A 26,399-nucleotide genomic window follows, 5' to 3' on the forward strand; every position below is an offset into this window, starting at 1 on the left:
CAACGAAGCAAACGTCTTTTCGGCAGTATGTCAGGGCTTGCAATTGCCGCAGGTCTAGGTCTGGCGGGCTCGGCTCTGGCGACGACCGCCATGGCGCAGAGCGGTGAAATCAAGATTGGCGAGATCAACAGCTACTCGCTGCTGCCGGCGTTCACGGAACCTTATCGCAAGGGCTGGCAGCTTGCGGTCGAGGAGATCAACGCCGCAGGCGGCATCAACGGCAAGAAGCTCGTTGTTGTCTCCAAGGATGACAGCGGCAAGCCCGCGGATGCACAGACCGCCGCCAACGAACTGGTCTCGAACGAGAACGTTGCGATGCTCACCGGCACGTTCCTGTCGAACATTGGTCTTGCCGTCAGCGACTTCGCCAAGCAGAAGAAGGTGTTCTTCCTTGCCGCCGAGCCCCTGACCGACGCCATCACCTGGTCGAAGGGCAACCGTTATACGTTCCGGCTGCGTCCGTCGAACTACATGCAGGCGGCGATGCTGGTGGAAGAGGCCGCAAAGCTGCCGGCCAAGCGCTGGGCAACGCTCGCGCCGAACTACGAATACGGCCAGTCGGCTGTCGCGGTGTTCAAGAAACTGCTTTCCGAGAAGCGTCCGGACATTCAATGGGTCGATGAGCAATGGCCGCCGCAAGGCAAGATCGACGCAGGTCCGATCGTGCAGGCGCTTGCGAACGCCAATCCGGAGGCCATTCTCAACGTGACCTTCGGTGCGGATCTCGTGAAGTTCGTGCGCGAAGGCAACACGCGCGGCCTGTTCAAGGATCGTGCGGTGGTGAGCTTCCTGACCGGTGAGCCGGAATATCTCGATCCGCTCAAGGAAGAGACCCCATCGGGCTGGATCGTTACCGGCTATCCTTGGTACAGCATCAAGACGCCGGAACACGATGCTTTCCTGAAAGCCTATCAGGGCAAGTACAACGACTATCCGCGGCTTGGCTCGATTGTCGGCTATCAGACTATCAAGGCTGCGGCCGAAATTCTCAAGAAAGCCAATTCGACCGATCCTGAAAAGCTGATCGCCGCGGCTGAAGGACTGTCGATGTCGTCGCCCTTCGGCCCGATCACATTTCGCAAGATCGACCATCAGTCAACTCTTGGCGCCTTCGTCGGCAAGACCGCACTCAAGGACGGCAAGGGCATCATGGTCGATACCGCTTATCGCAAGGGCGAGAACTTCCTGCCGAGCGATGCAGAAGTCGACAAGATGCGCCCGAAAGACTGATCTGAACGACCGCGGGCGCGCACTGCGCCCGCGGCAATTTCTAGCAGTGGATCGTCGATGAGCTTCTACTTTGCCCAGTTCCTGACCGGTCTTGCCAGCGCGGCGTCGCTGTTCCTTGTCGCGTCGGGCCTGTCGATCATCTTCGGTGTGACGCGGATCGTGAACTTCGCCCATGGCGCGTTTTACATGCTCGGCGCATATGTCGCGTTCACGCTGACGGAGCGGCTGTCCGGTGCGCTGGGATTCTGGGGCGGCATCGTCATCGCTGCACTCGCCGTCGCGCTGCTGGGCGTGCTGGTCGAAATGGTGCTCCTGCGGCGAATCTATAAATCGCCGGAACTATTCCAGCTTCTTGCGACCTTTGGCCTGACCTTGATGGTCGAGGATATCGTGGTTCTGATCTGGGGGCCGGACGATCTCGTTGGCCGCCGGGCGCCCGGATTTCGCGGCGCTGTGGATTTCTTCGGGCAGAACATCCCGTCCTACGATCTGTTTCTGATCGTGCTGGGTCCGGTGGTTCTCGGTGCCTTGTGGCTGTTGTTCCGCCGGACGCGCTGGGGCGTCCTGGTCCGTGCCGCAACGCAGGACCGCGACATGGTGGCTGCGCTGGGCGTCAACCAGAAATGGCTGTTCACCAGCGTGTTCGCGGTGGGCGTCTTCCTGGCGGCACTCGGCGGCGCGCTGCAGATTCCACGCGATGCCGTGCATCATGCGATGGATCTGCGGATCATCGTGGATGTGTTCGTTGTTGTGGTGATCGGCGGCCTCGGCAGCATCACCGGCGCATTCGTCGCCGCGGTTCTGGTCTCCGAACTGAATGCATTCGGAATCCTGATCTTTCCGAAGATTTCGATCATCCTTGTTTTCTTGGTGATGGCGGCCGTGCTGATTGTCCGGCCATGGGGCCTGTTCGGAAAGCCGGAAGCCGCCGCGCGTAAAACTCCGGGCCTCAGCGTTCGTCCATGGCGTCCGCTGACGACGAATGAGCGGCTTGCGGCGCTGGCTGTTCTCGTCATTGCGGCAGCCTTGCCGCTGTTCGGCGGCAACTATGCGCTGACGGTCGGTGCGGAGATTGCGGTTTTCGTGGTTTTCGCAGCCAGCTTGCACTTCCTGATGTCGGCCGGAGGCCTCGCGTCGTTCGGCCATGCGGCCTATTTCGGGCTTGGGGCTTATGGTGTCGCTTTCCTCGCCAAGGCAGCCGGCCTGCCGATGATTGCGTGCCTGCTGCTCGGCCCGCTGCTCGGATTGCTGGGGGCCGCGGTTTTCGGATTTTTCGCAGTTCAGCTCTCGGGCGTCTATTTCGCGATGCTGACATTGGCGTTCGCGCAGATCGTCTGGTCCATCGCATTCCAGTGGGTCTCCGTGACCGGAGGCGACAATGGCATTCTCGGGGTCTGGCCCGCGGCATGGGCGGCAAGTCCTGCGAATTTCTATTGGCTATCGCTCGCTGTCGCGACGCTGATGGTCATCGTGCTGCGGATCATTGTGTTCTCGCCGTTCGGCTATGCGCTGCGGGCGACACGGGATTCCATGCTGCGCAGCGAGGCGATCGGCATTGATGGCAAGCGCATTCAATGGACCGCGTTCGTGATCGCGGGTACAGCGGCGGGGGTCGCCGGTGCGCTGTTCGCCTATCTCAAGGGCAGTGTGTTTCCGGACAGTCTCGGCATTCCGCTTTCGGTCGATGCGCTGGTGATGGTGCTGCTCGGCGGCATCGAGACCGTCTCCGGCGCGGTGGTCGGCGCAATCGTCTTCAAGGCGCTGAACATCTGGCTTGTCAGTCAAACCGACTGGTCAAAGCTCGTGCTGGGCGCGATTGTCGTGCTGATCGTTGTTGCCTTCCCGAAGGGCATCGTCGGCATGATTGAATCCATTCGTGCGCGGCGTGAATCGCAATCGTCGAAGTCCGCCATTCTGGCATCGCGAATCGAGACCGCAGAATGAGTGCTCCATCCAAATTGCTGTCGGTCGAAGGCCTGACCAAGTCCTATGGCGGTGTTCACGCCGTGCGCGGCGTATCGTTCTCGCTGGCGGCGGGCGAAATCCTCGCATTGATCGGCCCGAACGGTGCGGGCAAGAGCACCTGCTTCGACATGTTGAATGGCCAGAACATTCCGGATAGTGGCCGGATCAATTTGCTGGGCCGGGATACGACCGGTCAGAGGCCGCGCGCGATCTGGCGGCTCGGTGTCGGCCGCACATTCCAGATCACCGCGACGTTTCCCACCATGACTGTGCGCGAGAATGTGCAGGTGCCGCTGGTGTCCTATCATTCCCGGCTTTTCAACATGTGGCGCTCGACGCCGCAGTTTGAGCGCAACGAGGCGGACCGGCTGCTCGATCTTGTCGGCATGAGCGGCTACGCGGAGCGGCCGTGTGGCGAACTTGCCTATGGTGATCTGAAACGCCTCGAACTGGCCGTTGCGCTCGCCAATCAACCGAAGTTGCTTTTGATGGATGAGCCAACCGCCGGCATGGCTCCACGCGAACGGATCGAACTGATGAAGCTCACCGCGCGGATCGCGCGCGAGAAGTCGATCGGGGTTCTGTTCACGGAGCATGATATGGACGTGGTGTTCGAGCATGCAGACCGTATTCTGGTGCTCAATCGCGGCACGCTTATCGCAGAAGGCTCGCCTGAGGAAGTACGGCGTAATCCGCAGGTCCGCGCCATCTATCTCGGCGAAGGTCTGGTTTACGATGCGCGCCATCGCGAAGGAGCATCGGCATGAAGCTCCAGGTTCAGGGATTGAACAGCTACTACGGTCCGGCGCATATCCTGTTCGATGTCGCGCTTGAGGTCGGAGACGGCGAGGTCGTAGCGCTTCTGGGCCGTAACGGCGCTGGCAAGTCCACCACGTTCCGCTCGATTGTCGGCCTGGTTGAACAGCGCGAAGGACAGATTGTTTTTGAAGGGCAGGACGTCTCGAAGCAGCCAACCCATGCCATCGTCCGCAACGGTCTTGGCTATGTGCCGGAAGAGCGCCGCATTTTCACGGATCTCACGGTCGAGGAAAATCTCGAAGTCGGCCGTCAGCCGCCGCGGTCCAACGCGCCGGAATGGACGCGCGAGAAACTGTTTTCGCTGTTTCCGAATCTTGGCGAGATGCGCGGCCGGATGGGCGGGCGCATGAGCGGCGGCGAACAACAGATGCTGACGATTGCGCGCACCCTGATGGGAAATCCGTCGCTCGTGCTGCTGGACGAGCCATCTGAAGGCCTGTCCCCCAAGATTGTCGAGCAGATGGTCGATGCAATCCTTGCGATGAAAAAGGAAGGCGTCAGCATCGTGGTTTCCGAGCAGAATCTTCATTTTGCCAATCTGATATCCGATCGCGCCTACATCATCGAACGGGGCCGCATCTGTTTCAGCGGCACCATGCGTGAGCTTGAGGCGCGTCCGGATATTCGCGACGCGCATCTGGCGGTATAGGCGCGGAAACGAAGCGTAGGGAGCGGGAATGGCCAAGACTGTGCCGAGCAAGGCTGCCGCGGCCAAGGTGACGGCTTCGGTCAAGCCAGGTGCGCCGAAACGGAACGGCAAGGCGTCGAAGCCGCTTTACATCCTCGACGACCAGATCGGTTTTGTCCTGCGTCAAGTCTGGCAGCGCCATGCAACGATCTTTGCGAAGGAGATCGGCATCAATCTCACGCCGACCCAATGGGCGGCACTGGCAAAGCTCACGGAAACCGGACCCTGTTCGCAAAACCAGCTCGGGCGGCTGACCGCGATGGATGTCGCGACCATCAAGGGTGTCATCGACAGATTGACGGCGCGCGGCCTGACCGAAACCAGTCCGGACCCGGATGATGGCCGCCGGCTGTTGGTGAGCCTGACGCGCGCGGGGCAGGCGATGGCCGAGAAAGCGGCCCCTCACGCACTGGCGATCTCGAAGGAAACGCTTGCGCCACTTGATACGAAGGAGCGCGAAACCTTTATCGCGCTCCTCAGCAAGCTGCGCTGATCGTTCGCTAGTGTCCCACGATTTCCGGCACCTTGGTCGCCGGTGGCGTGTTGCGGCTGCGCTGGGTGCGAACGATGCCGTCGATAATGGTCATGCCGATGCCGGGCAAGTCGCCGAGCTGAACGCTTTCGAGCAAGTTCTTTCCGGCGGAATGCTGCGCCTTGTCCATAATGACGAAATCGGCGGCGCGGCCGGGTTCGATGATGCCGCAATCGAGCGCGCGCATCCGTGCGGTGTTGCCGGTCGCGAAGCAGAAAGCCAGTTCAGCGGGCACCTCGCCGAGCGATGACAGCAGCGACACCATGCGCAGAATGCCGAGGGGTTGAACGCCCGATCCGGCAGGCGCGTCGGTCCCGAGGATCACCCGGTTCAGTTCTTTCATCTCGCGTGCAAGCCGCAGCGTGTAAAGCGCGGCGCGCTCATTGCCGTTGTGAACCAGTTCGAGGCCGCGCTTGCAGCCTTCGCAGATACAGCGGATCTGTCCGTCGGGCAGGGCGGTATGGCCGCCATTGATATGGCCGACGATATCGGTGTCGGCTTCGAGAACCACATCCGCGTCGATCAGGCCGGAGCCGGGAATCGACGGGCCGCCGGTATGGATCGTGCTGTTCATGCCATACTTGCGGGCCCAGGCCACCATCTTCCGCGCAGTCGGGCCGTCCTTGACGCTGCCGAGGCCGACTTCACCGAGCCAGCGGACACCCGCCGTCGCCATTTCCTTGAAGTCTTCTTCTGTCATGCCGTGTTCGATCACCGGTGCGCCGGCATGAACCTTGACGCCGCCGGGCCGCAGATTGTCGAACGCGCGCTGGGCGAAAATCGCCATCGCCTTGACGCCCACGATGTCCTTCGGCCGGCCGGGCATGTGGACCTCGCCCGCCGAGATCATGGTGGTCACCCCGCCATGCAGGAAGCTGTCGATCCAGCCGATCTGGTTCTGGCGCGGCGTCCATTCGCCGGCGACGGGGTGAACGTGGCTGTCGATCAGCCCGGGGGTGACGACTGTCCCGTTGGCATCGACGAGAGTGGTGGCGCCTTCCGTGTCGATGTCCTTGGCCCGTCCGATGGCGGTGATCTTGCCGTTGTCCGTGACGATGGTGTCGGCGTCCAGGATCGGCTTGTCGATGTCTCCGCTCAGGATCAGGCCGATATTGCGGATCACCAGCCGGGTCGGGCCGGCGGGGGCCTGGGGCGCATCGTGGGACATGGATTGTTCCTTCTGTTCAATGCCTTCGCGGCAGTCCTGATCCAACTTGAGCGCGGCTTGACGGCGGGATCAAGCTGGATTATTCATTAGTATACAAATGAAATTTGGCGAGGCAATCTGTCTCTGCGTTTTTTGATTTTGCCCCGCGGCCGGACCACCAAACTGGATCGAGCGACATGAGCAATTTCAATCAGGAAAGCGTTCTCAGCGTCCACCACTGGACCGACACGCTGTTCAGCTTCACCACCACCCGTGACCCGTCCTTCCGTTTCCGCAACGGCGAGTTCACGATGATCGGCCTGAAGGTCGGCGACAAGCCGCTGCTGCGGGCTTACAGCGTGGCGAGCGCGAACTACGAAGACAGGCTCGAGTTTTTCTCGATCAAGGTGCCGGATGGGCCGCTGACCTCGCGCCTTCAGCATCTCAAGGAAGGCGAGCAGATTATCGTCGGACGCAAGGCGACCGGCACGCTGGTGATCGACAACCTGAAGAACGGCCGCAATCTTTATCTGGTCGGCACCGGCACGGGCCTCGCGCCGTTTCTGAGCATCATCAAGGATCCGGAAACCTATGACCGCTTCGAGAAGGTCGTGCTGCTTCATGGCTGCCGGCATGTCGCCGAACTGGCCTATGGCGAAATGATCAATGACCATCTGCCGAAGGACGATCTGATCGGTGAATTGGTGCGCAACCAGTTGGTCTATTATCCGACGGTCACACGCGACCCGTTCCGCAATCGCGGCCGGATCACCGATCTGATGACATCGGGGAAGCTGTTCAGCGACATCGGTGTTGCGCCGCTCGAGTCTGCGCATGATCGCGTCATGATCTGCGGCAGTCCGGCCCTGCTGCAGGACACACGCACGCTGCTGCTCGACCGGGGATTTACCGAAGGCAATCACGGCGAGCCGGGCGAGTTCGTGGTCGAGAAGGCCTTCGTCGAACGCTGACGTCCCAAGGAACGGTCGCGCGGGCGCTACGCCGCCTGCACCTTGCCGTCTCGCGCGACGTGAATACGCTCCGCGTATGGACCCGTGAGATGACGGAAGCTCTCCGGGATTGGCGTGTCCGTGAAAAAGTAATGACAATCGCCGAAATGGCCGCCGCGCACTGTCGCGTTGCGGCCAAATTTGCTTGCGTCGGCCACCAGCAGGGACGTGCGGCAATTGGCAGCGATCGCTTGCCGGGCCTGAACCTCGCCAGCATAGAAATCCAGTAGCGCGCCGTCGTCGTCGATCCCGCCAACGCCGAAAATTCCGATATCCGCCTTGAAGTCGGAAAAAAACCTGACTGCCGTGTCGCCGATGATGTCCCGATCGAACGGCCGCAATGTCCCTCCCGCCATGGTGATTTCCACGTCGGGGTTGCGGGCGAAAGCCATCGCCACGTTCAGGTTGTTGGTGATGATGCGCAAATTCTGGCGGTGGGAGAGCGCCTGCGCAACGTATTCCGGAGTCGTGCCGAGCCCGATCATCAGCGATGCGCCATCCGGTACGAAGTCGGAAACGGCCTGGCCGATTTTGCGCTTGGCATCCGGATTGAGACCCTGCCGGCTTCCATAGGCCAGATTGGGATTCTGCACCGGCAGGCTGACGCCGCCATGGACGCGGCGCAGCAAACCCTGGTCGCAGAGTTGGTTCACAATCCGCCGGATCGTCTGCTGTGTCACCTCGAAATGGGCTGCGAGATGTTCGATCGACGCGAATCCTGCTTCGCGCACAATCTCGAGGATACGGGCCTGACGTTGGCTGACAATTTTGAGCATCGGACCCCGTTTGTCACAAAAACTTATCATTCGAACTATAGAGGAGGCAATTGCTGTTTCATGTGCGCATATACTGTGTTCATATGAACAAAATAAAACACGCGGGGTGTCGAAGGAGGAGTTCGGCAGACCGCGGCGGCTGCAAGGCTGGGACAGGGAGGCTGCTGCCGTTTCATTCGCCTGCGGGAATGCGGGTCTTGATGGAATGGTTTAAGGTGCTTCGCCGAACGTGTCCGCGATTGCAGACGCTCCAACCGGGGCAGTCATGTCGGCGATTTCGCTCGATCACGTTTCCAAGCACTGGGGTCCGATGCGGGCCGTGGATGACGTGAGCCTGACAGCGGACGAGGGCTCGCTGCTGGTTCTTCTCGGGCCGTCCGGTTGCGGCAAGTCCACGACGCTTCGGCTGATTGCCGGCCTTGAACAACCCGATGGCGGCACGATCCGGATCGGCGGCGCCGAGGTGACCCATCTTTCGCCAGCCGAGCGGAAGATCTCGATGGTGTTCCAATCCTACGCATTGTTTCCGCATCTCAGCGTCGCCGAGAACATTGTCTTTGGCCTGCGGGTGCGCCGCGTGTCCCGCGCTGAGCGCGACGAACGCCTCAAGCGTGTCTCTGACATTGTCGGTCTGTCTCATCTTCTGGAGCGCAAGCCAGCCCAACTGTCTGGCGGCCAGCGCCAGCGAGTCGCACTGGGCAGGGCCATCATCGCGGAAGCGCGCGTGTGTCTGATGGACGAGCCGCTGTCCAATCTCGACGCCAAGCTGCGCCATGAGATGCGCACCGAAATCCGCTCGCTGCAGCAGCGTCTCGGCATGACCATGGTCTATGTGACCCACGATCAGACCGAAGCCATGACCATGGCGGATCGCGTTGTGCTGATGCGCGACGGCCGTATCGAGCAGAACGGCACGCCCGAAGAACTCTACAACCGCCCGGCGACGGCATTCACCGCGCGTTTCATCGGAACGCCGCCGATGAATCTCATCACCCTCGGCGATCAGTTGATCGGCATTCGTCCCGAACATATTCGCATCGTGTCGCATGATGGTCATCCCGCGCGCGTAAAGGCGATCGAGCATCTCGGGGCGGACAGCATCATTCTTTGCGAGATCGACGGCCAGCCGGTTTCGGTGCGGCAGGACGGATTTAGCAAATCGCAACCCGGCGACGACATCCGTCTCGCATGGGATGCGGCTTATGAGCATCGGTTCGAGAAGACATCGGAGCGACGAACGGATTTAGCCACCGATGAAACGAAGCAGGTTGCGGCTGTCTGATCCGGATATGGCAGCCAGACGATAACAGGGGAGACTCAAATGAAACTGTTTGGACGAACGATGGCCGCCGCGGCAGCGCTTGCTGTCTCTGCTCTTGCGCAGCCCGCATTGGCTGTCGATCTGACGATGTACTATCCGGTCGCCGTCGGCGGACCGGTCACCAAGATCATCGACGACATGGTCGCGCGCTTCCAGAAGGAAAACGCGGAAATCAAGGTCACCGCGGTTTATGCTGGCAATTATACCGACACCATGACCAAGGCGATGACGGCGATGAAGGGCGGCCAGCCGCCGCAGCTTTCGGTGCTGCTGTCGACCGACGTCTTCACGCTGATGGACGAAAACGCCATCGTTCCGATGGACGACCTCGTGGCCGACAAGGCATGGTTCAAGGAATTCTATCCGGCATTCATGGCCAACGGCCAGATCGGCGGCAAGACCTGGAGCATTCCGTTCCAGCGTTCGACCATTGTGCTTTACTGGAACAAGGATGCGTTCAAGGAAGCCGGCCTCGATCCGGAAAAAGCGCCGGCGACTTGGGACGAAATGGTCGCGATGGGCAAGAAGCTCGTCAAGAAAGACGCCTCCGGTAACACCACCCGCTGGGGCGTCGAAATCCCGACCACCGGCTACGGCTACTGGATGCTCCAGGCGCTTGCCATCGAGAACGGCCAGAAGCTGATGAACGAAGCGGGCAACGAAGTGAATCTCACTGCGCCGAAGACAGTCGGCGCGCTCGATTACTGGACCGATCTGTCGCGCAAGCACAATGTGATGCCAACGGGCAGCATCGACTGGGCAACCCTGCGCACCGATTTCCTCGAAGGCAAGACCGCCATGATGTGGCACACCACGGGTAACCTGACCGCGGTGAAGGATGGCGCGAAGTTCAACTTCGGGGTTGCCATGCTGCCCGCCAAGGAACGCCGCGGCTCGCCGACCGGTGGCGGCAGCTTCTACGTTTTCAAGAACGCATCCCCCGAGCAGAAGAAGGCGGCGGTGAAGTTCATCCAGTGGATGACGGCGCCCGAACGCGCCGCGGAATGGAGCATCAAGACGGGCTACGTCGCTGTGTCGCCCGCGGCTTACAAGACCAGCGTAATGCAGGACTACGCCAAGGGATTTCCGGCGGCGACGGTTGCCCGCGATCAGCTTGAACATGCGGTTCCCGAACTCTCGGTTCATGAAAACGGCCGCATCTACAAGTTCGTCAATGACGCGATTCAGGCAGCCGTAACCGGTTCGCAGAAGCCGTCGGAGGCGCTTGCCGCCGCACAGCAGCAGGCTGACCGCGTTTTGCGCGCTTACAAATAAGAGAAGGTCGGGTGGCGGTTCGCCGCCACCCGCTTTTGCCGATGACTGATCAAGCCGCCACAGGACCAATTTCGTCGCGCAAGCCGAAGTCGCATGCGTGGTGCAATGCCGTGAATGCGTGGCTGCTGTTGTTGCCGGCTTTTGTCTTACTGATCGCGTTCACGCATTATCCAATCCTTGCGACGATCCGGAACTCGTTCTTCATCACGCGCCGGAATGGCGCCGAAGTGTTTGTCGGGCTGGACAGCTATCACGCGATGGCCAGCGATCCGATTTTCTGGAAGGCGCTGGTCAACAATTTCTGGTTCGCGCTCGGGACCATTCCGACATCCATCGCGCTCGCGTTGCTGATGGCCGTCTGGGTCAATCGCAACATGCGTGGGCGCGGCTTTCTTCGCCTCGCATATTTCACGCCGACCGTGCTGCCGATGATCGCGGTGGCGAACATCTGGCTGTTTTTCTATACGCCGGATTACGGTCTGCTCGATCAGTTGCGCGGTGTCTTCGGTCTCGCAGGATGGAACTGGCTCGGCGACCCGAGCACCGTGATGGGCTGCCTGATCGTCATGGTGATCTGGAAGGAAGCCGGTTTTTTCATGATCTTCTATCTGGCGGCGCTGCAGCAACTGTCACCCGATCTCGAGGAGGCGGCGGCGGTGGAAGGCGCGAGCCGCTGGTACACCTTCCGGCGCATCACCTTTCCCTTGTTGATGCCGACAACGCTGTTCGTCACCATCAACGCCGTGATCAATTCCTTCAAGCTGGTCGATCATCTGGTCATCATGACCAAGGGCGGTCCTAACAACGCGTCGACACTGCTGCTCTATTACATTTATGAAGTCGCCTTCACCTTTCAGGACTCAGCCTATGCCGCCACGCTGACCGTGGTGCTGCTGGTCTTGCTCAGTACACTGGCGCTGATCAAGTTCGGGTATCTCGACCGCAGGATTCACTATCAATGAACGCCCGCACGCATCCTCTTGAAGCGGTTGCTGCCTGGCTGCTGGCGCTGCTGTGGCTTGCGCCGCTGGCCTATGCGTTCTGGAGCGCGCTGCATCCGGCAGCCTATGCGACGTCGTTCAGCCTGTCCGCGCCATGGACGCTGGAGAATTTCGTCCGCGCGTGGAATCAGGCGCCGTTCGGCCGCTATTACATCAATACGGTGGTGCTGGTCGTCATCATTCTGGTCGGACAGTTGATCTTGTCGACGCTTGCAGCTTATGCGTTCGCGCGCTTCAAGTTCAAGGGCAGCGGTATCGCGTTCGCGCTGGTTTTGCTGCAGTTGATGATCATGCCCGACGTGCTGATCGTCGAGAACTACCGCATGATCGGGAAACTCAATCTGCTCGATACGATTCCGGCCATCGCGCTGCCTTATCTCGCCAGCGCTTTCGGCATCTTCCTGCTGCGACAAACGTTCAAGAGCGTGCCGCAGGAGCTGGTCGAGGCCGCGCGTGTGGAAGGGGCAGGGCCGCTGCAGATTCTCTGGAAGGTTTACGTGCCGCTGGCGCGCCCGACCTATGTCGCGTTCGGCCTCGTGTCCGTCAGCTATCACTGGAACAACTTCCTCTGGCCCTTGATCGTGACCAATTCCGTCGAAAGCCGGCCACTCACGGTCGGCCTCGCGGTGTTCGGTGCGCCTGAGACAGGCGTCGACTGGTCGATCATCACGGCGGCGACCGTCATGACCATGGCGCCGCTCCTGATCGCATTTCTGCTGTTCCAGCGGCAGTTCGTGCAGTCCTTCATGCGCGCGGGTATTCGCTGATGCGGTTGCTCACCTGGAATATTCAATGCGGCAAGGGCTGCGATGGCGTGATTGATCTTGCGCGGATCGTTTCCGTCGCAAGGGAGTTCGGAGAGGCAGACGTCTACTGCTTTCAGGAAGTCTCGGATAATTTCGCGAACCTGGACGGCGGCAAGGATCAGAGCGCCGAACTGGCGTCATTGCTTTCCGGATACGAGGCGGTGTTTCGTCCCGCGATCGAAACCGTCGATGCCGAGGGGCGGATGCACCGGTTCGGCAACATGACGCTCTCCCGCCTGCCGGTGATGCAGATTGCCAATCATCTGCTGCCGTGGCCGGGCGCGGCTTCGGTGCGCAGCATGCGGCGTCAGGCGCTCGATGTCACCGTGCAGACAGCCTTCGGCCCGCTGCGCGTGGTCAACACCCATCTTGAGTACCATTCAGTGTCGCAGCGCGAGGCACAGATCGGACGTCTGCTCGATCTTCAGGAAGAGGCTTCGGCAGGCGCGATGCTGGCTCGGGCGCACAGGGAGCCGTATGCCGCCCAGACACTCGCGGCGTCGAGCCTGCTATGCGGCGATTTCAATTTCGATGTGTCGGACCCCCAGCATGCGATGATCGCGGCCTCGGCTCGTCCGGGACTGAATTACCGGGATGCCTGGTCGATCTGTCATCCCGGCAGACCGCATGCCCTGACCTGCGGTCTCTACGATCATGCGCAGTGGGCCGACGGCCCCGATTGCCGGGATTTCATTTTTGCGACGGAGGACTTGGCGGGGCGTGTTCGCCGTGTCGAGGTCAACGTCGAGACCGACGCCTCGGATCATCAGCCGATCCTGATCGAGCTTGCGGACTAGGTTCTGGCTGCCGCTTCGCGCCCCGCCAGAGGGGTATTTTTTGGGCCTTATCGCCCAAAGATGTCTCCCACAACAACCTGCAGACACGCTAAAATGCCTGCAATCGTGGCGCGTAGGGCCGTTGGCATGGCGATTTCAGAAGGCGACAGGCATGATGCGTATCTGCCGCGCAGTCAGCCGCCTGTTCTGGACATGAAGAGCCTCGTGGCGATGCTACGCCGCCGGGCCTCTTTTATCGCGGCCGTGACCCTCGCATGTTTCGGCATCTGCCTGATCTGGATATTGCTGTCGCCACCAAGGTACATCGCAACCGGGCGCATCTTGCTGGATGTATCCGAGATCGCATCGACAGCAGAAGCCGGAGACTCCAATTCCGTCGGGATTGAAAACGAGCTTTACGTGATGACATCACGTTCCGTTTTCGACCGCGTCATCGCGCAGGAAAAGCTCGATGGCGATCCGCTGTTCGGCGGCAAGCCCGGGGGTCTTCTCTCTGCGCTTGTCTCGAGCGTCGGCCTTGCACGACACTCCGATTCCCATGCCCTTGCTTTGCGCCGGCTCGAGCGTTCCGTGAACGTACGGCGCAAGGCCGGCTCGACTGTGGTGGACGTGACCGCTGTCACGCCCGACCGCGAGATGTCGGTTCGGATCGCAAACGCCGTGATGGACGGTTATCTCGCGGAGCAAGCTGTCGGACGCGGAAACACGCCATCCGAGTCAGCCGTGCCATCCGGTTCGCGGCTGGAGACACTGCAGTCTCGTCTCAAGGCTGCCGAGCAGCGGTACGAGGCGTTTCGCGCCCAGAATCTGAAACCGAACGATGAGAGCGAGAAGCAGGTGACGGAACTGTCGGCGCAGGCAAATGCAGCCGAAGCCAAAGCCGGTTCGTTGCGTTCGCAACTCGCCCAGCTTCAGCGCGCCGGACGAACGCTCGATGGCGGCGGAATTCCCGCCATGGCGCGTAGCGGCGCGTTCGGCGCGGCGGGTTATCGCTACGCGGATGCAAGGCAGTTGGAGCGCGATCTCTCCGAAACCCTCGGGCCACGGCATCCAGATCTTGTTTTCGCGCGGCGGCGCGCGGCAGAAGCGGGCAGGGCACTCGAACAGACAATCGGCAGCAGAACCCGCACGATCACCGCTGATCTCGAACAGGCACGTTCAACCGCGGCCGGGCTCAAGGGCCGCGTGGACAAGGTGAAGAAGAACCTTGCGGTGTCGGCCGAAACAGCCACCCGCCTGAAGGAACTTGCCAACGATGTCGAGGCCAGCCGGGCCGCCTATCAGGCCGTTCTGGCGCGCTCGTATGATGCGTCCAATCAGCAACGCACCGATGGCCCAAATGCACGGATTCTCAGCCGCGCGACCATGCCGCTCGCGCCGAGCGGGCCGTTTCCCGCAGGCATATTGCTGATGAGCCTGCTGCTCGGGCTCGGTCTCGGCGTCAGCCTTGCGCTGTTGCTCGAACTGATGGCTGCCGAGAAAGAGTCTGTCAGCGTCCCTTGAAGTTCGCCGGACGCCGCTCTTCGGTGGCCTTGATGCCTTCCTTGTGGTCTTCGGTCTCGCGCAGCCAGGTCTGTTCGGCGAGTTCATGATCGGTCTGTGCCTTGACGCGATCTGCGAGACCCGCGCGGATCGTCGCGCGTGTCGACATCAGGCCGAGCGGGGAATTCTCCGCGATCTCGCCCGCCAGCTTGAAGGCTTCGGCGTGGACCTGATCCTGCGGCACCAGCACATTGGCAAGGCCCATGTTGTAAGCCTCTTCGCCGGTGACGCGGCGAGAGGTGTAGAACATCAGCGCCGCGTTGTTCTTGCCGATCAGTTCGGGGAGCGTGACGGTCAGGCCAAAGCCGGGATGAAATCCGAGGCGGGTGAAATTCGCGGCGAAGCGTGCCTCGGGACAGGTGACGCGGAAATCCGCCGACACCGCGAGGCCAAGTCCACCGCCAATGGCAGCGCCCTGAACAGCGGCCACGATCGGTTTCTTGTTGCTGAAGATGCGCACCGCTTCGCGGTAAAGATCGCCGGTTGTGCCATCGCCGGATGCAGCATCACCGGCAAATCCCGCGGGGCGGTTGAAGTTGGCGCCCGCGCAGAACGCCTTGCCCTGCGAAGCAAGAACCACGGCGCGCGCGTCCATGTCGTTGTCGATTTGTCCAAGTGCATCGGCGATCTGCCGGATCAGGGAGAGGTCGAAGAAATTCAGCGGCGGCCGGCGAATTTCGATCAGCGTAACATGCCCGTGTTTCTCGACGCCGATATCAGTAAAGCCGCTCATGGATGATCCTCGTTTGACATTTGTCTGTTAGCGCAGGCCGAGGCCGCGCGCGATGATACCGCGCAGAACCTCGGTGGTGCCGCCCTGAATCGTCAGTTTCGGTGCGGTCTTGATCGCGAATGCGAGCTGGTCTTCCAGCGTCTGGTGATTGGAGGCATCGAAGTCGATGAAAGCGGCGAGGTCGCGCACGCGATGGGGTAACTGTTGCTCCCAGAGCGTGCCGATATCCTTGACGATCGAGGCTTCGACCACGGGCTCCTTGCCCGCCTGCAGCATGCCTGCAACCGACACCGACATGCGGCGCATGGTGTGGAGCTGCGCGACAAGGCGGCCCACGCCTTCCGCGCCGCGCGTATCCGGGTTTGCCCCGAGCGCACGTACAAGCTCGGTCAACACGTAATAGGTTTCAAGAAAGCGCTCCGGTCCGCTGCGTTCATAGGCCAGTTCGCTGGTGGCCTGTTTCCACGCGCCGTCGATCTCGCCGAGTGCATGATCGTCGGGAAGGAAGACGTCCTTGAAGACGACCTCGTTGAATTCTTTCAGCCCGCTGATCTGCTCGATGGGATTGACCGTGATACCGGGCGTCTTCATGTCGACAAGGAATTGCGTCAGGCCATGGCGCCGGTTTTCCTTGGTCGGCGGCGACGTGCGGAAGATCGCGAGCATATAGTCGGCCATGTGCGCCGACGTGGTCCAGATCTTGGTGCCGTTGATCAGCCAGCCGCCGTCGGTCTTGGTGGCTTTCGTCTTCGCCGCGAACAGATCGGAGCCGGAATTTGGCTCGCTCATGCCGATGGCAAAGCAAACCTCGCCGCGGCAAATGCGCGGCAGGATGTCCATCTTGATCTTCTCGTTGGCGTATTTGAGCAGGACGGGGCCGCTCTGGCGGTCGGCAACAAAGAAGCGGCGGGTCGGCGCGTTGGCGATGCGCATTTCCTCGGTGACGATGTAACGCTCCAGGAAGGTGCGCTCATGGCCGCCGTATTTCTTCGGCCAGGTCATGCCGATCCAGCCGCGTTCGCCGACGCGGCGGCTGAATTCGGGAACGTCGGTGTCCTCCCGCTGCGGTTCGTGTGGATTGAACACACCGGCGGCAATTTCCTCGGCGAGGAATGCGCGCACATCGCGTCGCAAGGCCTCGTACTCTTCCGGCAAACGGATCTGATCGAAACGGAGCGCTGCGGTCATCTGAGAAGTCCTGAAAATCCGATTGTGGTTCGATTACCGCGATGCGACCAGCGGCCAGAGTTCGTCGGCACCGCGCGCGGCAACGAACCTGCCAAGTTCGGTCGCCCAGTAACTTTCGTGTCCGAAGTCATCACGCCAGCCCAGCGCGCGCAGTGTGTAGCGGTGCAGGATATGCTCCATCGAAAAGCCGATGGCGCCATGCACCTGATGCGCGATGGCTGTGCCTTTTTCAGCGGCTTCCGCGCAGCGAATTTTCGCAGCCGCGGCCTCGAAAAACACCGTCTCGTCGAACGACGGGCTGTTCGCGATTGTATCGGCGGCTGATCCTGCTGCCGTCACTGCGGCTGCGACCTCGCCGGCAAGCCGTGCGAGGTTGTGCTGGACGGCCTGAAACTTCGAGATCTGCTTTTCAAAAGCCACGCGCTCGTTGGAATAGCGCACCGTCATCTCAAGCATCGTTTCCAGCGCGCCCGCGATCTGCAGGCTGCGCAGCGTTGCGCCCATCAACATGAGTGATTGGCTGGTAAATCCGGACGGAGCCGCTTTGGAAGCAATTGGCTGGACGTCGTCCAACACCACGGTGTTGGATGCGTCGCTGCCGAGAGCTTTACCGGCCTCGATCCGGCAGGCCGATGCTTCGACCAGAGCAATCGAATATCCTTTCGCACCGTGCGCGATGACGGCGATATGCGCGGCTTCGGACGCGAAGGGGACGCTGCGAACCCGTCCGCTGAGTGTGCCGTCCGGATTGACGGTGATGCGATCCTGCGGGCGCGCCGGAGCGACTGTCATTTTTCCGGCAGGCGAGGGAAGGCCGGCCTGCGCGAGCAGCCAGCCGGCCAGCATTGTTTCGACCAGCGGAATTGAAATCGCGAATTTTCCACTGGAAGCTGCGACCGCAAATCCGTCCGCCAGACTTGCACCGGAACCGTCGCAGTCTTCGGGGACCCATGCCAGCGGCAATCCTGCTTCCGTCAGCGCAGTCCAGAGCGGCGCTTTCCAGGCGTCATTTGCCGCGTTGTTGATGGTCTGCGCGTCCGCAAGGTCCGCAAAAATCCGCTCCGCCGTCTCCGCAACAATATTCTCGCTCACGCTATCGGGCCTTTTCCAGTGATGTGCTGAGACAGGTGGTCATCCATCATAGTCCTGCACTTTCTTTTGCCCAGCCGTCCGGCCGGGATGAGTTTTTTTGCAACGCAGCGTGCGTCGGTAGGATGTCGAGCGCATGGCGGGGAAGTCATGGAAATGACGTCGCCGGGACGCTAGCCCTTCGTTCCGAACGGTGTCAAATCAGATGAGGTTTTCGGAAACAGGGATCTGAGAGCCTCAGGTTTGTGACGCTGTTTGCCGCAGTTCGGCAAGTTCGCGCCGCAATGCGAGTTTCTCTGCAACACCTTTGGTCACGTCGCGCAGAATGGCGACCGTTCCGTCAGGCAGACCGCGTTCGTCGCGGAGCATGACAATTGTAAACTCGACAGAGATTCGCCCACCGCTTTTGGTCAGCGCCGGAACGGAAAGCAGGTCGCCGGCGCTATAGCGGCTTGTGCCTGTCGCCATCGTGTGCCGGTATCCGTCCCAGTGCCGGGCCCTGAGATTTTCCGGAATGATGAAATCGAGCGACTGTCCGATTGCCTCGCCCGGAGAGAATCCGAAAATGCGCACTGCGCCGGGATTCCAGTACGTGACGACGCCGTCCCGGTCGGTCGCGATGATGGCATCCGATGCGGAGGCCAGAAGCGCCTCTGCAAGACCGGCGGGAGCAGACATCATTTCGGTTCAGTTTGCGCGGCGATGGGTCTGGATGCAGACGCGCGCGCCTCAGCAGATTTGTCGGAGGGAGCGTTCGATCGGTCCTCACGCGGCCAGCACGGGCCGGATGCGTGTTTGCGGATCGCGCTGGCAAGTTCGGATTCTTCTCCGGATGTTCTGCGATACATCTTTCCTCCGATCGCCTGAATTCCCATCCTCGTCCGCGCACCGGCTCTGGCAAGCGAGAAATATTGGCCTGTCGTATCGAAAAGCCGAATAGATCGCGCTTGCTCGGGCCGCTTATCGCTTGGCCTGCGCAGGCCGCCTGACCGGTTTTGCCGCGATCTTGCCTTTTGTCGCCGCGGCTAGCCGATGCATGCTGTCGACGGCGACTGAAATCGCCTCGTGTTCGCTGTCGGCCGGGTAGACCACATAGGCGGGAATTGAAAACTCCGGCGCTCCGGCGACGAGATGCAATCGTTTGGCGGAGAGATGCGGCAGCACGATCCGCAGCGGAAAATAGCCCGATCCTTCGTTCTTCATCAGATGTTGCAATCCGAGCCAGCCGATATTGACCGTGAGGGAAGGGCTGCCGAAATTCGGAAACGAGGCGCTATGCCGGGCATAGAATTCCGGGCCCCAGTCCACATAAACGTAATTGTCCAATGGCTCCGGCGTATGTCTTGCGCTGGTCGAGACCATTACAAGGCGTTCGTCGAAGAGTTGTTCAACCTTCAGGCCCGGCCGGCTTTGCGGCGTATACATCACGCCGATATCGACCCGGCCTTCGATCAGCCCCTGCATGACCTCCGGTTCAAGACCGCTCTCCGCCCGAACCGAGATTGTGGGTGCAGCCTTCTGCATCAGGGGCAGCCACTGCAGCAGGAATTCCTCCCACAATCCGATCCGGCCGCCGATCACAAGCGTTCCGCTGAAGCCTTCGGGAATGCCGATGTCATGCCGCGCCTGAGCCACCGTCCGGACCAGCGCGGTGGCGTGTTTCTGGAATTGCCGTCCGGAATGGGTCAGCGTGGTCCCGGCCTTATTCCGCACGAACAGGACGCAGCCCAGCAGATCTTCGAGGGTATGAATTCGCGTGCTGACGGTCGATTGACTGACATGCAGCCGTTCGGCGGCGCTGATGAAATTGCCTGCCTCGACGACCGTCAGGAAAGTCCTCGCCAGTTCGGTGTCCATCGCGGTTTCTCATATCGGAAAATCCGATATTAACTCGAGATAGTATCCCTTTGTCAAAATTGTTGAAATCGGGGCGGACGTTCGCTCTGCGCGCGAGATTGTCGCAGTTCGCCTGACAATGTTTCTAAATTGCGAAGGGAATACATGCCCTGCGACTGCCGCAACCATAATTGGCCGGGATGCTCTTTCGCTTCCGTGGCAAGGGCGCTACGATCCGGCCAAGCCGGTGAGGGCCGGTCCCCTATCTGCCGATCGCCCGATCGCTTTCAAAATACTCCCACACGAACGTTGCGACCAAAGGAAACGTCATGACCAATCGTATGCAGTTCTATATCGACGGTAGCTGGGTCGATCCCGCCGTCAAGAAGTCCATTCCGGTCGTCAATCCGGCGACGGAAGAAGCGATGTACGAGATTGCGGTTGGATCGAAGGCGGACGTGGACAAGGCGGTTGCCGCTGCGCGCCGTGCGTTCGAGACCTTCTCGCTGACCTCGCGCGAAGAGCGCGTCGCGCTGCTGGAAAAGATCATCGCGGTCTACAAGACCCGGCTCAAGGATATCGGCGCCGCCGTCTCCGACGAAATGGGCGCGCCGCTGCCGATGGCTGAAAAGATGCAGGCCGGCGCCGGCCTCGGCCATCTGATGTCCACGCTGGACGTTCTCAAAAAGTACGAGTTCGAGGAAAGCATTGGCTCGGCCGTCGTGGTGCGTGAGCCGGTCGGCGTGATCGGCATGATCACGCCCTGGAACTGGCCGCTGAACCAGATCGCCTGCAAGGTCGCGCCCGCGATCGCAGCCGGCTGCACCATGATCCTGAAGCCGTCGGAATACACCCCGACGTCCGCGCTGATCTTCGCCGAAATCCTTCACGAAGCCGGCGTGCCGAAGGGCGTGTTCAACCTGATCAACGGCCTCGGCCCCGATGTCGGCGTCGCTATGAGCGAGCATCCGGGCATCGACATGATTTCATTCACCGGCTCGACCCGCGCCGGTATCGACGTTGCCAAGCGCGCGGCCAACACCGTCAAGCGCGTCAGCCAGGAACTGGGCGGCAAGTCGCCGAACATCATTCTCGACGACGCCGATTTCACCAAGGCTGTGACCGGCGGCGTGGCGCATATGTTCAACAACTCCGGCCAATCCTGCAACGCGCCGTCGCGTATGATCGTGCCGCAGGCGAAGATCAACGAGATCGCGGCTATCGCCAAGACCGTTGCCGACAAGACCAAGGCGGGCGATCCGCGCGCCGAGGGCACCACCATCGGCCCGGTGGTCAACCGCATCCAGTGGGACAAGATCCAGGCGCTGATCCAGAAGGGCATCGACGAAGGCGCCACCTTGGTCGCTGGCGGTCCAGGTCTGCCGGAAGGAGTCAACAAGGGCTTCTATGTCCGCCCGACCGTGTTCTCCGATGTCACCAGCGACATGACGATTGCGCGCGAGGAAATCTTCGGACCCGTGCTCGTGATCATGGGCGCGAAGGACGAAGACGAGGCGGTGAAGATCGCCAACGACACGCCTTACGGTCTTGCCGGTTACGTCTCGGCGGGCACTGTCGAGCGTGCGCGCAAGGTTGGCCGCCAGATTCGCGCCGGCAACGTCAACCTCAACGGTGTGCCCAACGAGCGCACCGCGCCGTTCGGCGGCTACAAGCAGTCGGGCAACGGCCGCGAGTGGGGCAAGTTCGGCCTTGAGGAATATCTCGAAGTGAAGGCGGTCGCAGGCTTCAACGCGGCCTGAGACTGTTCGGAGTAAAAATGTGCCGGTGCGAGGCGACTCGCACCGGCATTTTGTTTTCAGGCAAGTTCGCCGTGAACGCGCTGTTCAGGGCGGACGCGATGTCTACTTCAACGCGGCGTGCGCCGCTGCTGTGATCGCAGCCAGTCCTTTCGCAACATCGCCGGTGATGTGAAGGCGCAGCGCTCTGCGTCCGCGTTCGGTCAGCACGCCGAAATCGCCGCGCGCCTGCGCGGCCTCGATCACGCCGAAGCTGGTCTTCTGTCCCGGCACGTCGAGATCGCTGGCGTTATCCGCCGTGATCTGCAGGAACACGCCGGTGTTCGGCCCGCCCTTATAGGCCTGTCCGGTGGAGTGCAGGAAGCGCGGCCCGAAGCCGACACAGGTGGCGACGCTCTTGCCGTCGCGGATCGCCATGCGGAGACTGTGGATCGCTGCAATGTTGGCATCGTTGCGGTCAAGATAGGCGAGGGCCGCGACGTAATCGTTCGCTTTGATGCGGCCGAAATGCGCCTTGAGCCATGAGGCGAGATCGGTGCCGGCCCCGGCTTTACGCAAGGCGTCGGCGTTCGCCGCGTCGGTATAGATGCCAATCGGTCCATCCGTTTCAAAGGCAGTCTCGGCAGGCAATGCGCCGGACTTCTCGAACGCCGATGTCAGTTCGCGCGTCTTGATCTTCGCGGCTTCGACGTCGGGCTGGTCGAACGGATTGATGCCCATGACCGCGCCTGCCACGGCGGTTGCGATTTCAAAGCGGAAGAATTCCTGCCCGATATGGGCGGGACTTGTCACGGTGATGCGAACGACCGGATGCCCTGCGGCTTCCAGCGCGGCTAACGCCGCTTCACGCGCGTTGTCGCCGTCGTCCTTCAGGCGCAGGTCGATGAACACGCGATCGTTGCCGTAGATGTCCGGCTTGCCGAGTGGCTCGCCTTCCAGGGGGATCAACGCCTTGCCGTTCTTGCCGGTGGATTCGGCGATCAACTGTTCGGCCCATGCTCCGAAGCTGGCAAGGCGGGAAGAACCGGTGAGGGTGAGCTTGTCGCGGCCGTGCTTCGCCGCGGCGGCGAGCGCGAGGCCAAGCTGAACGCCGGGATTTTCCGCGGGCGGCACATCAGGACCGCAGCAGCGGACCATGATGCCCGCCAGATCCAGAAAATCCGCGATGTCGATTCCGGCCGCAGCCGCAGGCACAAGGCCGAACGGCGAGAGCACGGAGTAACGGCCACCGATGGTCGGCTCGCCGTGAAAAATCTGTGCAAAGCCGCGTGCGGTCGCGGTTTTCTCCAGCGACGAGCCGGGATCGGTCACGGCGATGAAGCGGTCCGCGGCCTTCGCGCCGGCGCGAACGAAAAAATATTCCATCAGCGCATTAGGTTCGGTCGTGCCGCCGGACTTGCTGGAGACGATGAACAGCGTCCTGTCAAGATTGATCGACGCCTCAGTTCGCCGCACCTGTGCGGGATCGGTGGAATCCACGATGCGCAGCCTTGGAAAGCCGTCGATCTGCCCAAAAGTTTCCGCCAGCACTTCCGGCCCGAGGCTCGAACCACCCATGCCGAGCACGACAACGTCGGTGAAGTGCTTGCTTTTTACCCAGCCGGCGAAGGCGACGTAGCGCTCGACCTCGTTCTGCTCGCGTGCGACGGCATCGAGCCAACCAAGCCATTTGTTCTCATCCGTGCCGGTCCAGACCGAGGCATTCCGCGCCCACAGTGCGCGGATGGTGCCGTTGGCGCGCCACTTTTCGGAGAGAGCCTTCGCGTCCTTCTCGATCGCGGGCGGAAGTTTGATGCTCTGTGCATCAATGCGTGAACCGAGAATGGCGGCGCGCTTTTGAGCAACCGCGCCCAGCAGCTTGTCGAAGGCTTCGGCAAACAGCTTGACGCCATCTTCCACCAGCGCGTCGGTGATGGCGTCGAGCGAAATTCCGCTCTTTGAGAGGTCCGCAAGAACACGCTCGGCGTCAGCAATGTTTTGCTCAAGGCTGTCGCGCGGCTTGCCATGGTCGCGGAAAGCATCGAGCGTTGCGGGAGGAACGGTATTGACCGTGTCGCGGCCGATCAATTCCTCGACATAGAGAACGTCGCTGTAAGCCTTGTTCTTGGTGCCGGTGGACGCCCACAGCAGCCGCTGAACCTGCGCACCTTTCGCGGCGAGTTTCTTCCAGCGTTCGCTGCCGATCACCTTCAGATAGTGCTGATAGGCCAGCTTGGCGTTAGCGATAGCGACCTTGCCCTTGAGAGTTTCGAGCCGGGCTTTCTCGTCCCCACCTGCTGTTGCGATCTTGCCGTCGAGCTGCGTATCGACCGATGTGTCGATGCGGCTGACGAAGAAGCTCGCCACGCTGGCGATCCGCTTGGGATCGCCCCCCTTAGCGACAAAATCCTCCAGCCCGGCGATGTAGGCTTCGAGAACCTCGGCATACATCTTCTGCGAGAACAGCAGGGTGACGTTGATGCTGATGCCTTGCGCGATTAGGGCGCGGATGGCGGGGATACCCTCGGCGGTGCCGGGCACCTTCACCATCAGGTTGTCGCGGGCGACGCTGGTCCAAAGCCGCTGCGCCTCGGCAATCGTGCCGTCGGTGTCGCGCGCGAGATACGGCGAGACTTCGAGACTGACATAGCCGTCCGCGCCTTTCAGCTCGTCGTAGACCGAATGCAGCGCATCCGCTGCCCGCTGGATGTCTTCTACGGCGAGCGTTTCATAGAGATCGCTGGCCGAACGGTCGTGCTCGCTCAGGAGCGCGGAAACCGCCTCGTCATATTCGTTGCTGCCGCCAATTGCCTTTTCAAAGATCGAGGGATTGGACGTGACTCCGCGCACACCGTCGCTGTCCACCAGCGCCTTGAGGTCGCCATTGGCGATAAATCCGCGTGCGAGGAAATCGAGCCAGATGGCCTGGCCGTGGGTCGTCAGAGCTTTAACTGGGTTCATGCCGTCTCTTGCGGGATTGCGGTGGGGAGGCTGTTGTCGGCTGCAAGCCGTGTGATTGTCAAAGGGCCTGTCGTTGTCAAAGACTCTGCCAGGCCGATGGTTTCAGGGGGCCAGAATAGACCGTCTGTGCGGCAGCATTATAGAGAGTGCCGCCGCGGGTCGGATTTTCTCCCGGGCGAGGGGAGAAGAATATCCGCCTGCTGTATCCGGAAATAGAAGGACTCTCTCCTTTTTCAGCCCTGAGGGCAAGAATATCGTTAGTTTTCGAGCGATCTGGACCCATTTCCGGCGGACGAATAGATATTTGTTCTCCAAACGTCGTGGATTGTGGTCAAGGAAGCACGTCATGCCAGGTATCCCGGTCTCTGCTGGTTTTGCGATTGGTCTCGCCTTTGGCGTCGTCGGCCTTCTCAGCGGCTTCTGCCTGATGAGCAGCCTGCGCGACTGGTGGACCGTCAATGACGGCCGCAAGATCCGCAGCTATGCCGTTGCGCTGGCGGTTGCGATCCTCGGCACGCAGTTCGTCGCGGGCGCCGGCCTCGTCGATGTTGCAAAGTCGCTTTACCTGCAGCCGTCGTTTTCCGCCCCGCTGATTTTCGCAGGTGGTCTGCTGTTCGGCTTCGGCATGGTTCTTTCCAATGGATGTGCCTCGCGCGCACTGGTCCTGCTCGGCAAGGGCAATCTTCGCTCGCTGGTCGTCATCGCCATCATCGGCGTCACCGCGCAGATGACGCTGAAGGGCCTGATCGCGCCCGCGCGCCTCGCCTTCCTGCAGGCCACACAGATCACGCCGACGGCAGTATCCGCGCCCGCGCTGCTCGCCACCATGGGCATTGACGAATCCGTCGCCCGCATCGCTGTGACGCTGATCGCGAGCGGCGCGCTGCTGATCTTCGCGTTCTCGGACGGTCAGTTCCGCCGCGCCTACGGCCAGATCGCGGCCGGTCTTGCGATGGGTCTGCTGGTGACTGCCGGCTGGCTCGCGACCGGCTGGCTCGGCGCCGACGATTTCAACCCGATCCCGGTGACGTCGCTGACGTTCGTCTCGCCGATTGCCGACACGCTGCAATACACCATGCTGTCGACCGGCCTGACCCTGAGCTTCGGCATCGCGCTGGTGGCTGGCGTTCTCAGCGGCAGCCTTGTGACGGCGATTGTCTCCGGACGCTTCAAGCTCGAGGGCTACACCTCGCCGAACCACATGCTGCGCTCGATCTCCGGCGCGGCGCTGATGGGCATCGGCGGTGCGATGGCTTATGGCTGCTCGATCGGACAGGGGCTGACCGGTCTGTCGACCCTCGGCATGCCGTCCTTTATCGCGGTCGCCGGCATTCTGTCCGGTGCGGCGCTCGGCATCCGCGGCGCGGCTGTCGTTCCGGCGCTCGCAACCCGCTAATCCCGGAACATTTCCGGCAAATCGCTTGTTCTCCCCGCGACGCTCCGGCATCCTCCGGCGCGTTGTCGCAAGAGGCAAGCTGTTATGAATCGCCGTCATTTTCTTTCCGCCGCTGCTGGCTTCGCGCTGATTGGCGCGGTGCCGCCTCTTGCGCAGGCGCAGACCAAACCTAAAGCGCCCGAGGACAAGCCGTTCGCGGAACACTTCATCGCGCTGCAGATCTCCGATTCCGATCAGAAGAAGCAGCGGCTGGTGTTGAGTGTGGCCAGCAACCTTCAAAAGGCCTACGGGCAGGACAAGATTGCCATCGAGGTTGTCGCGTTCGGCCCCGGCATTGATCTTCTTCGCGCGGAAAGCGAGAACCGCTCGCTGGTCGACAGCCTCGTTACGCAGGGCGTTCGCTTCGATGTCTGTGGCAACACGCTCGACACCATCGAACGCGAGACCGGACAGCGGCCGAAGACCAATCCGCATGCGATTGAAGTTCAGGTCGGCGTCGGGCAACTGCTGACCCTGAGCGAGAGCGGCTACACCGTTATCCGCCCCTGATC

The 26,399-nt window shown here is 61.3% G+C and carries 23 protein-coding genes; 15 read left to right on the forward strand and 8 right to left on the reverse strand.

The window, feature by feature from the left end; genetic code table 11:
* The first annotated feature begins 27 nt into the window (after positions 1-27).
* The 5 genes from HMPREF9696_RS00330 to HMPREF9696_RS00350 are packed head-to-tail and all read left to right on the forward strand — an operon-like array spanning position 28 to position 5,195.
* The gene (locus HMPREF9696_RS00330; protein WP_040301039.1) at positions 28-1,230 is read left to right on the forward strand and encodes an ABC transporter substrate-binding protein; all 1,203 of its coding nucleotides are present in this window, start codon (positions 28-30) and stop codon (positions 1,228-1,230) included.
* Positions 1,231-1,287: 57 nt separating this feature from the next.
* Positions 1,288-3,174 carry an ABC transporter permease gene (locus HMPREF9696_RS00335; RefSeq protein ID WP_002710932.1) on the forward strand — a complete coding sequence of 629 codons (1,887 nt, stop codon included), beginning with the start codon at positions 1,288-1,290 and terminating at the stop codon, positions 3,172-3,174.
* Positions 3,171-3,962, forward strand: coding sequence for an ABC transporter ATP-binding protein (locus HMPREF9696_RS00340; RefSeq protein WP_002710933.1), 792 nt, complete (start codon positions 3,171-3,173; stop codon positions 3,960-3,962). The genes HMPREF9696_RS00335 and HMPREF9696_RS00340 overlap by 4 nt, the downstream gene beginning before the upstream one ends.
* Positions 3,959-4,663, forward strand: a complete 705-nt coding sequence (locus HMPREF9696_RS00345) for an ABC transporter ATP-binding protein (protein WP_002710934.1) — start codon at positions 3,959-3,961, stop codon at positions 4,661-4,663. Before HMPREF9696_RS00340 ends, HMPREF9696_RS00345 begins: the two co-directional genes overlap by 4 nt.
* A 28-nt stretch (positions 4,664-4,691) precedes the next feature.
* Entirely contained in the window at positions 4,692-5,195 is a 504-nt protein-coding gene (locus HMPREF9696_RS00350; protein ID WP_002710935.1) for a MarR family winged helix-turn-helix transcriptional regulator, read from the forward strand.
* Between the two features lie 7 nt (positions 5,196-5,202).
* On the opposite strand, the gene HMPREF9696_RS00355 is transcribed toward HMPREF9696_RS00350, so the two are convergent.
* Positions 5,203-6,402, reverse strand: coding sequence for an amidohydrolase family protein (locus tag HMPREF9696_RS00355; RefSeq protein WP_002710936.1), 1,200 nt, complete (start codon positions 6,400-6,402; stop codon positions 5,203-5,205).
* 176 nt (positions 6,403-6,578) lie between these two features.
* On the opposite strand from HMPREF9696_RS00355, the gene HMPREF9696_RS00360 reads away from it, so the two are divergent.
* Positions 6,579-7,352, forward strand: a complete 774-nt coding sequence (locus HMPREF9696_RS00360) for a ferredoxin--NADP reductase (RefSeq protein WP_002710937.1) — start codon at positions 6,579-6,581, stop codon at positions 7,350-7,352.
* Positions 7,353-7,378: 26 nt separating this feature from the next.
* Here the strand turns inward: HMPREF9696_RS00360 and HMPREF9696_RS00365 are convergent, their stop codons facing one another.
* Positions 7,379-8,167 (reverse strand): DeoR/GlpR family DNA-binding transcription regulator, encoded by a 789-nt coding sequence (locus HMPREF9696_RS00365; RefSeq protein ID WP_002710938.1) that lies wholly within the window; start codon positions 8,165-8,167, stop codon positions 7,379-7,381.
* Between the two features lie 265 nt (positions 8,168-8,432).
* Between HMPREF9696_RS00365 and HMPREF9696_RS00370 the strand changes: the two genes are divergently transcribed.
* From HMPREF9696_RS00370 to HMPREF9696_RS00395, 6 genes are all read left to right on the forward strand, one after another.
* Positions 8,433-9,449, forward strand: coding sequence for an ABC transporter ATP-binding protein (locus HMPREF9696_RS00370; protein WP_002710939.1), 1,017 nt, complete (start codon positions 8,433-8,435; stop codon positions 9,447-9,449).
* Between the two features lie 39 nt (positions 9,450-9,488).
* On the forward strand, positions 9,489-10,763 hold the full coding sequence (locus HMPREF9696_RS00375; RefSeq protein WP_002710940.1) for an ABC transporter substrate-binding protein: 1,275 nt from the start codon (positions 9,489-9,491) through the stop codon (positions 10,761-10,763).
* 41 nt (positions 10,764-10,804) lie between these two features.
* On the forward strand, positions 10,805-11,725 hold the full coding sequence (locus HMPREF9696_RS00380; protein WP_040301041.1) for a carbohydrate ABC transporter permease: 921 nt from the start codon (positions 10,805-10,807) through the stop codon (positions 11,723-11,725).
* Positions 11,722-12,531 (forward strand): carbohydrate ABC transporter permease, encoded by an 810-nt coding sequence (locus HMPREF9696_RS00385; protein ID WP_002710942.1) that lies wholly within the window; start codon positions 11,722-11,724, stop codon positions 12,529-12,531. Before HMPREF9696_RS00380 ends, HMPREF9696_RS00385 begins: the two co-directional genes overlap by 4 nt.
* Positions 12,531-13,367 carry an endonuclease/exonuclease/phosphatase family protein gene (locus HMPREF9696_RS00390; protein ID WP_002710943.1) on the forward strand — a complete coding sequence of 279 codons (837 nt, stop codon included), beginning with the start codon at positions 12,531-12,533 and terminating at the stop codon, positions 13,365-13,367. The genes HMPREF9696_RS00385 and HMPREF9696_RS00390 overlap by 1 nt, the downstream gene beginning before the upstream one ends.
* A 126-nt stretch (positions 13,368-13,493) precedes the next feature.
* Complete coding sequence (locus tag HMPREF9696_RS00395) at positions 13,494-14,870, forward strand: GumC family protein (RefSeq protein WP_002710944.1); 1,377 nt, start codon at positions 13,494-13,496, stop codon at positions 14,868-14,870.
* Here the strand turns inward: HMPREF9696_RS00395 and HMPREF9696_RS00400 are convergent.
* The 5 genes from HMPREF9696_RS00400 to HMPREF9696_RS00420 all read right to left on the reverse strand — a co-directional run bounded on the left by HMPREF9696_RS00400 (position 14,857) and on the right by HMPREF9696_RS00420 (position 19,776).
* Complete coding sequence (locus HMPREF9696_RS00400; protein WP_002710945.1) at positions 14,857-15,642, reverse strand: enoyl-CoA hydratase/isomerase family protein; 786 nt, start codon at positions 15,640-15,642, stop codon at positions 14,857-14,859. The genes HMPREF9696_RS00395 and HMPREF9696_RS00400 overlap by 14 nt on opposite strands.
* Before the next feature lie 27 nt (positions 15,643-15,669).
* On the reverse strand, positions 15,670-16,830 hold the full coding sequence (locus tag HMPREF9696_RS00405; protein ID WP_002710946.1) for an acyl-CoA dehydrogenase family protein: 1,161 nt from the start codon (positions 16,828-16,830) through the stop codon (positions 15,670-15,672).
* A gap of 33 nt (positions 16,831-16,863) precedes the next feature.
* Positions 16,864-17,922 carry an acyl-CoA dehydrogenase family protein gene (locus HMPREF9696_RS00410; RefSeq protein WP_002710947.1) on the reverse strand — a complete coding sequence of 353 codons (1,059 nt, stop codon included), beginning with the start codon at positions 17,920-17,922 and terminating at the stop codon, positions 16,864-16,866.
* Positions 17,923-18,156: 234 nt separating this feature from the next.
* Positions 18,157-18,597 carry a PAS domain-containing protein gene (locus HMPREF9696_RS00415; protein ID WP_002710948.1) on the reverse strand — a complete coding sequence of 147 codons (441 nt, stop codon included), beginning with the start codon at positions 18,595-18,597 and terminating at the stop codon, positions 18,157-18,159.
* 282 nt (positions 18,598-18,879) lie between these two features.
* Positions 18,880-19,776 carry a LysR family transcriptional regulator gene (locus HMPREF9696_RS00420; RefSeq protein WP_002710949.1) on the reverse strand — a complete coding sequence of 299 codons (897 nt, stop codon included), beginning with the start codon at positions 19,774-19,776 and terminating at the stop codon, positions 18,880-18,882.
* Positions 19,777-20,084: 308 nt separating this feature from the next.
* On the opposite strand from HMPREF9696_RS00420, the gene HMPREF9696_RS00425 reads away from it, so the two are divergent.
* On the forward strand, positions 20,085-21,515 hold the full coding sequence (locus tag HMPREF9696_RS00425; protein ID WP_002710950.1) for an aldehyde dehydrogenase family protein: 1,431 nt from the start codon (positions 20,085-20,087) through the stop codon (positions 21,513-21,515).
* 102 nt (positions 21,516-21,617) lie between these two features.
* On the opposite strand, the gene HMPREF9696_RS00430 is transcribed toward HMPREF9696_RS00425, so the two are convergent.
* Complete coding sequence (locus HMPREF9696_RS00430) at positions 21,618-24,452, reverse strand: bifunctional transaldolase/phosoglucose isomerase (protein WP_002710952.1); 2,835 nt, start codon at positions 24,450-24,452, stop codon at positions 21,618-21,620.
* A 346-nt stretch (positions 24,453-24,798) separates the two neighbouring features.
* On the opposite strand from HMPREF9696_RS00430, the gene HMPREF9696_RS00435 reads away from it, so the two are divergent.
* Together HMPREF9696_RS00435 and HMPREF9696_RS00440 are read left to right on the forward strand one after the other, a co-directional pair.
* A complete protein-coding gene (locus HMPREF9696_RS00435) occupies positions 24,799-25,848 on the forward strand; it encodes a YeeE/YedE family protein (protein WP_002710953.1) in 1,050 nt (349 codons plus the stop codon).
* An 84-nt stretch (positions 25,849-25,932) separates the two neighbouring features.
* Positions 25,933-26,397: a DsrE family protein gene (locus HMPREF9696_RS00440; RefSeq protein ID WP_002710954.1), complete on the forward strand. Its 465-nt coding sequence runs from the start codon at positions 25,933-25,935 to the stop codon at positions 26,395-26,397.
* Positions 26,398-26,399: the final 2 nt, after the last annotated feature.

The sequence above is a fragment of the Afipia clevelandensis ATCC 49720 genome (assembly GCF_000336555.1).
Taxonomy (GTDB): Bacteria; Pseudomonadota; Alphaproteobacteria; order Rhizobiales; family Xanthobacteraceae; genus Afipia; species Afipia clevelandensis.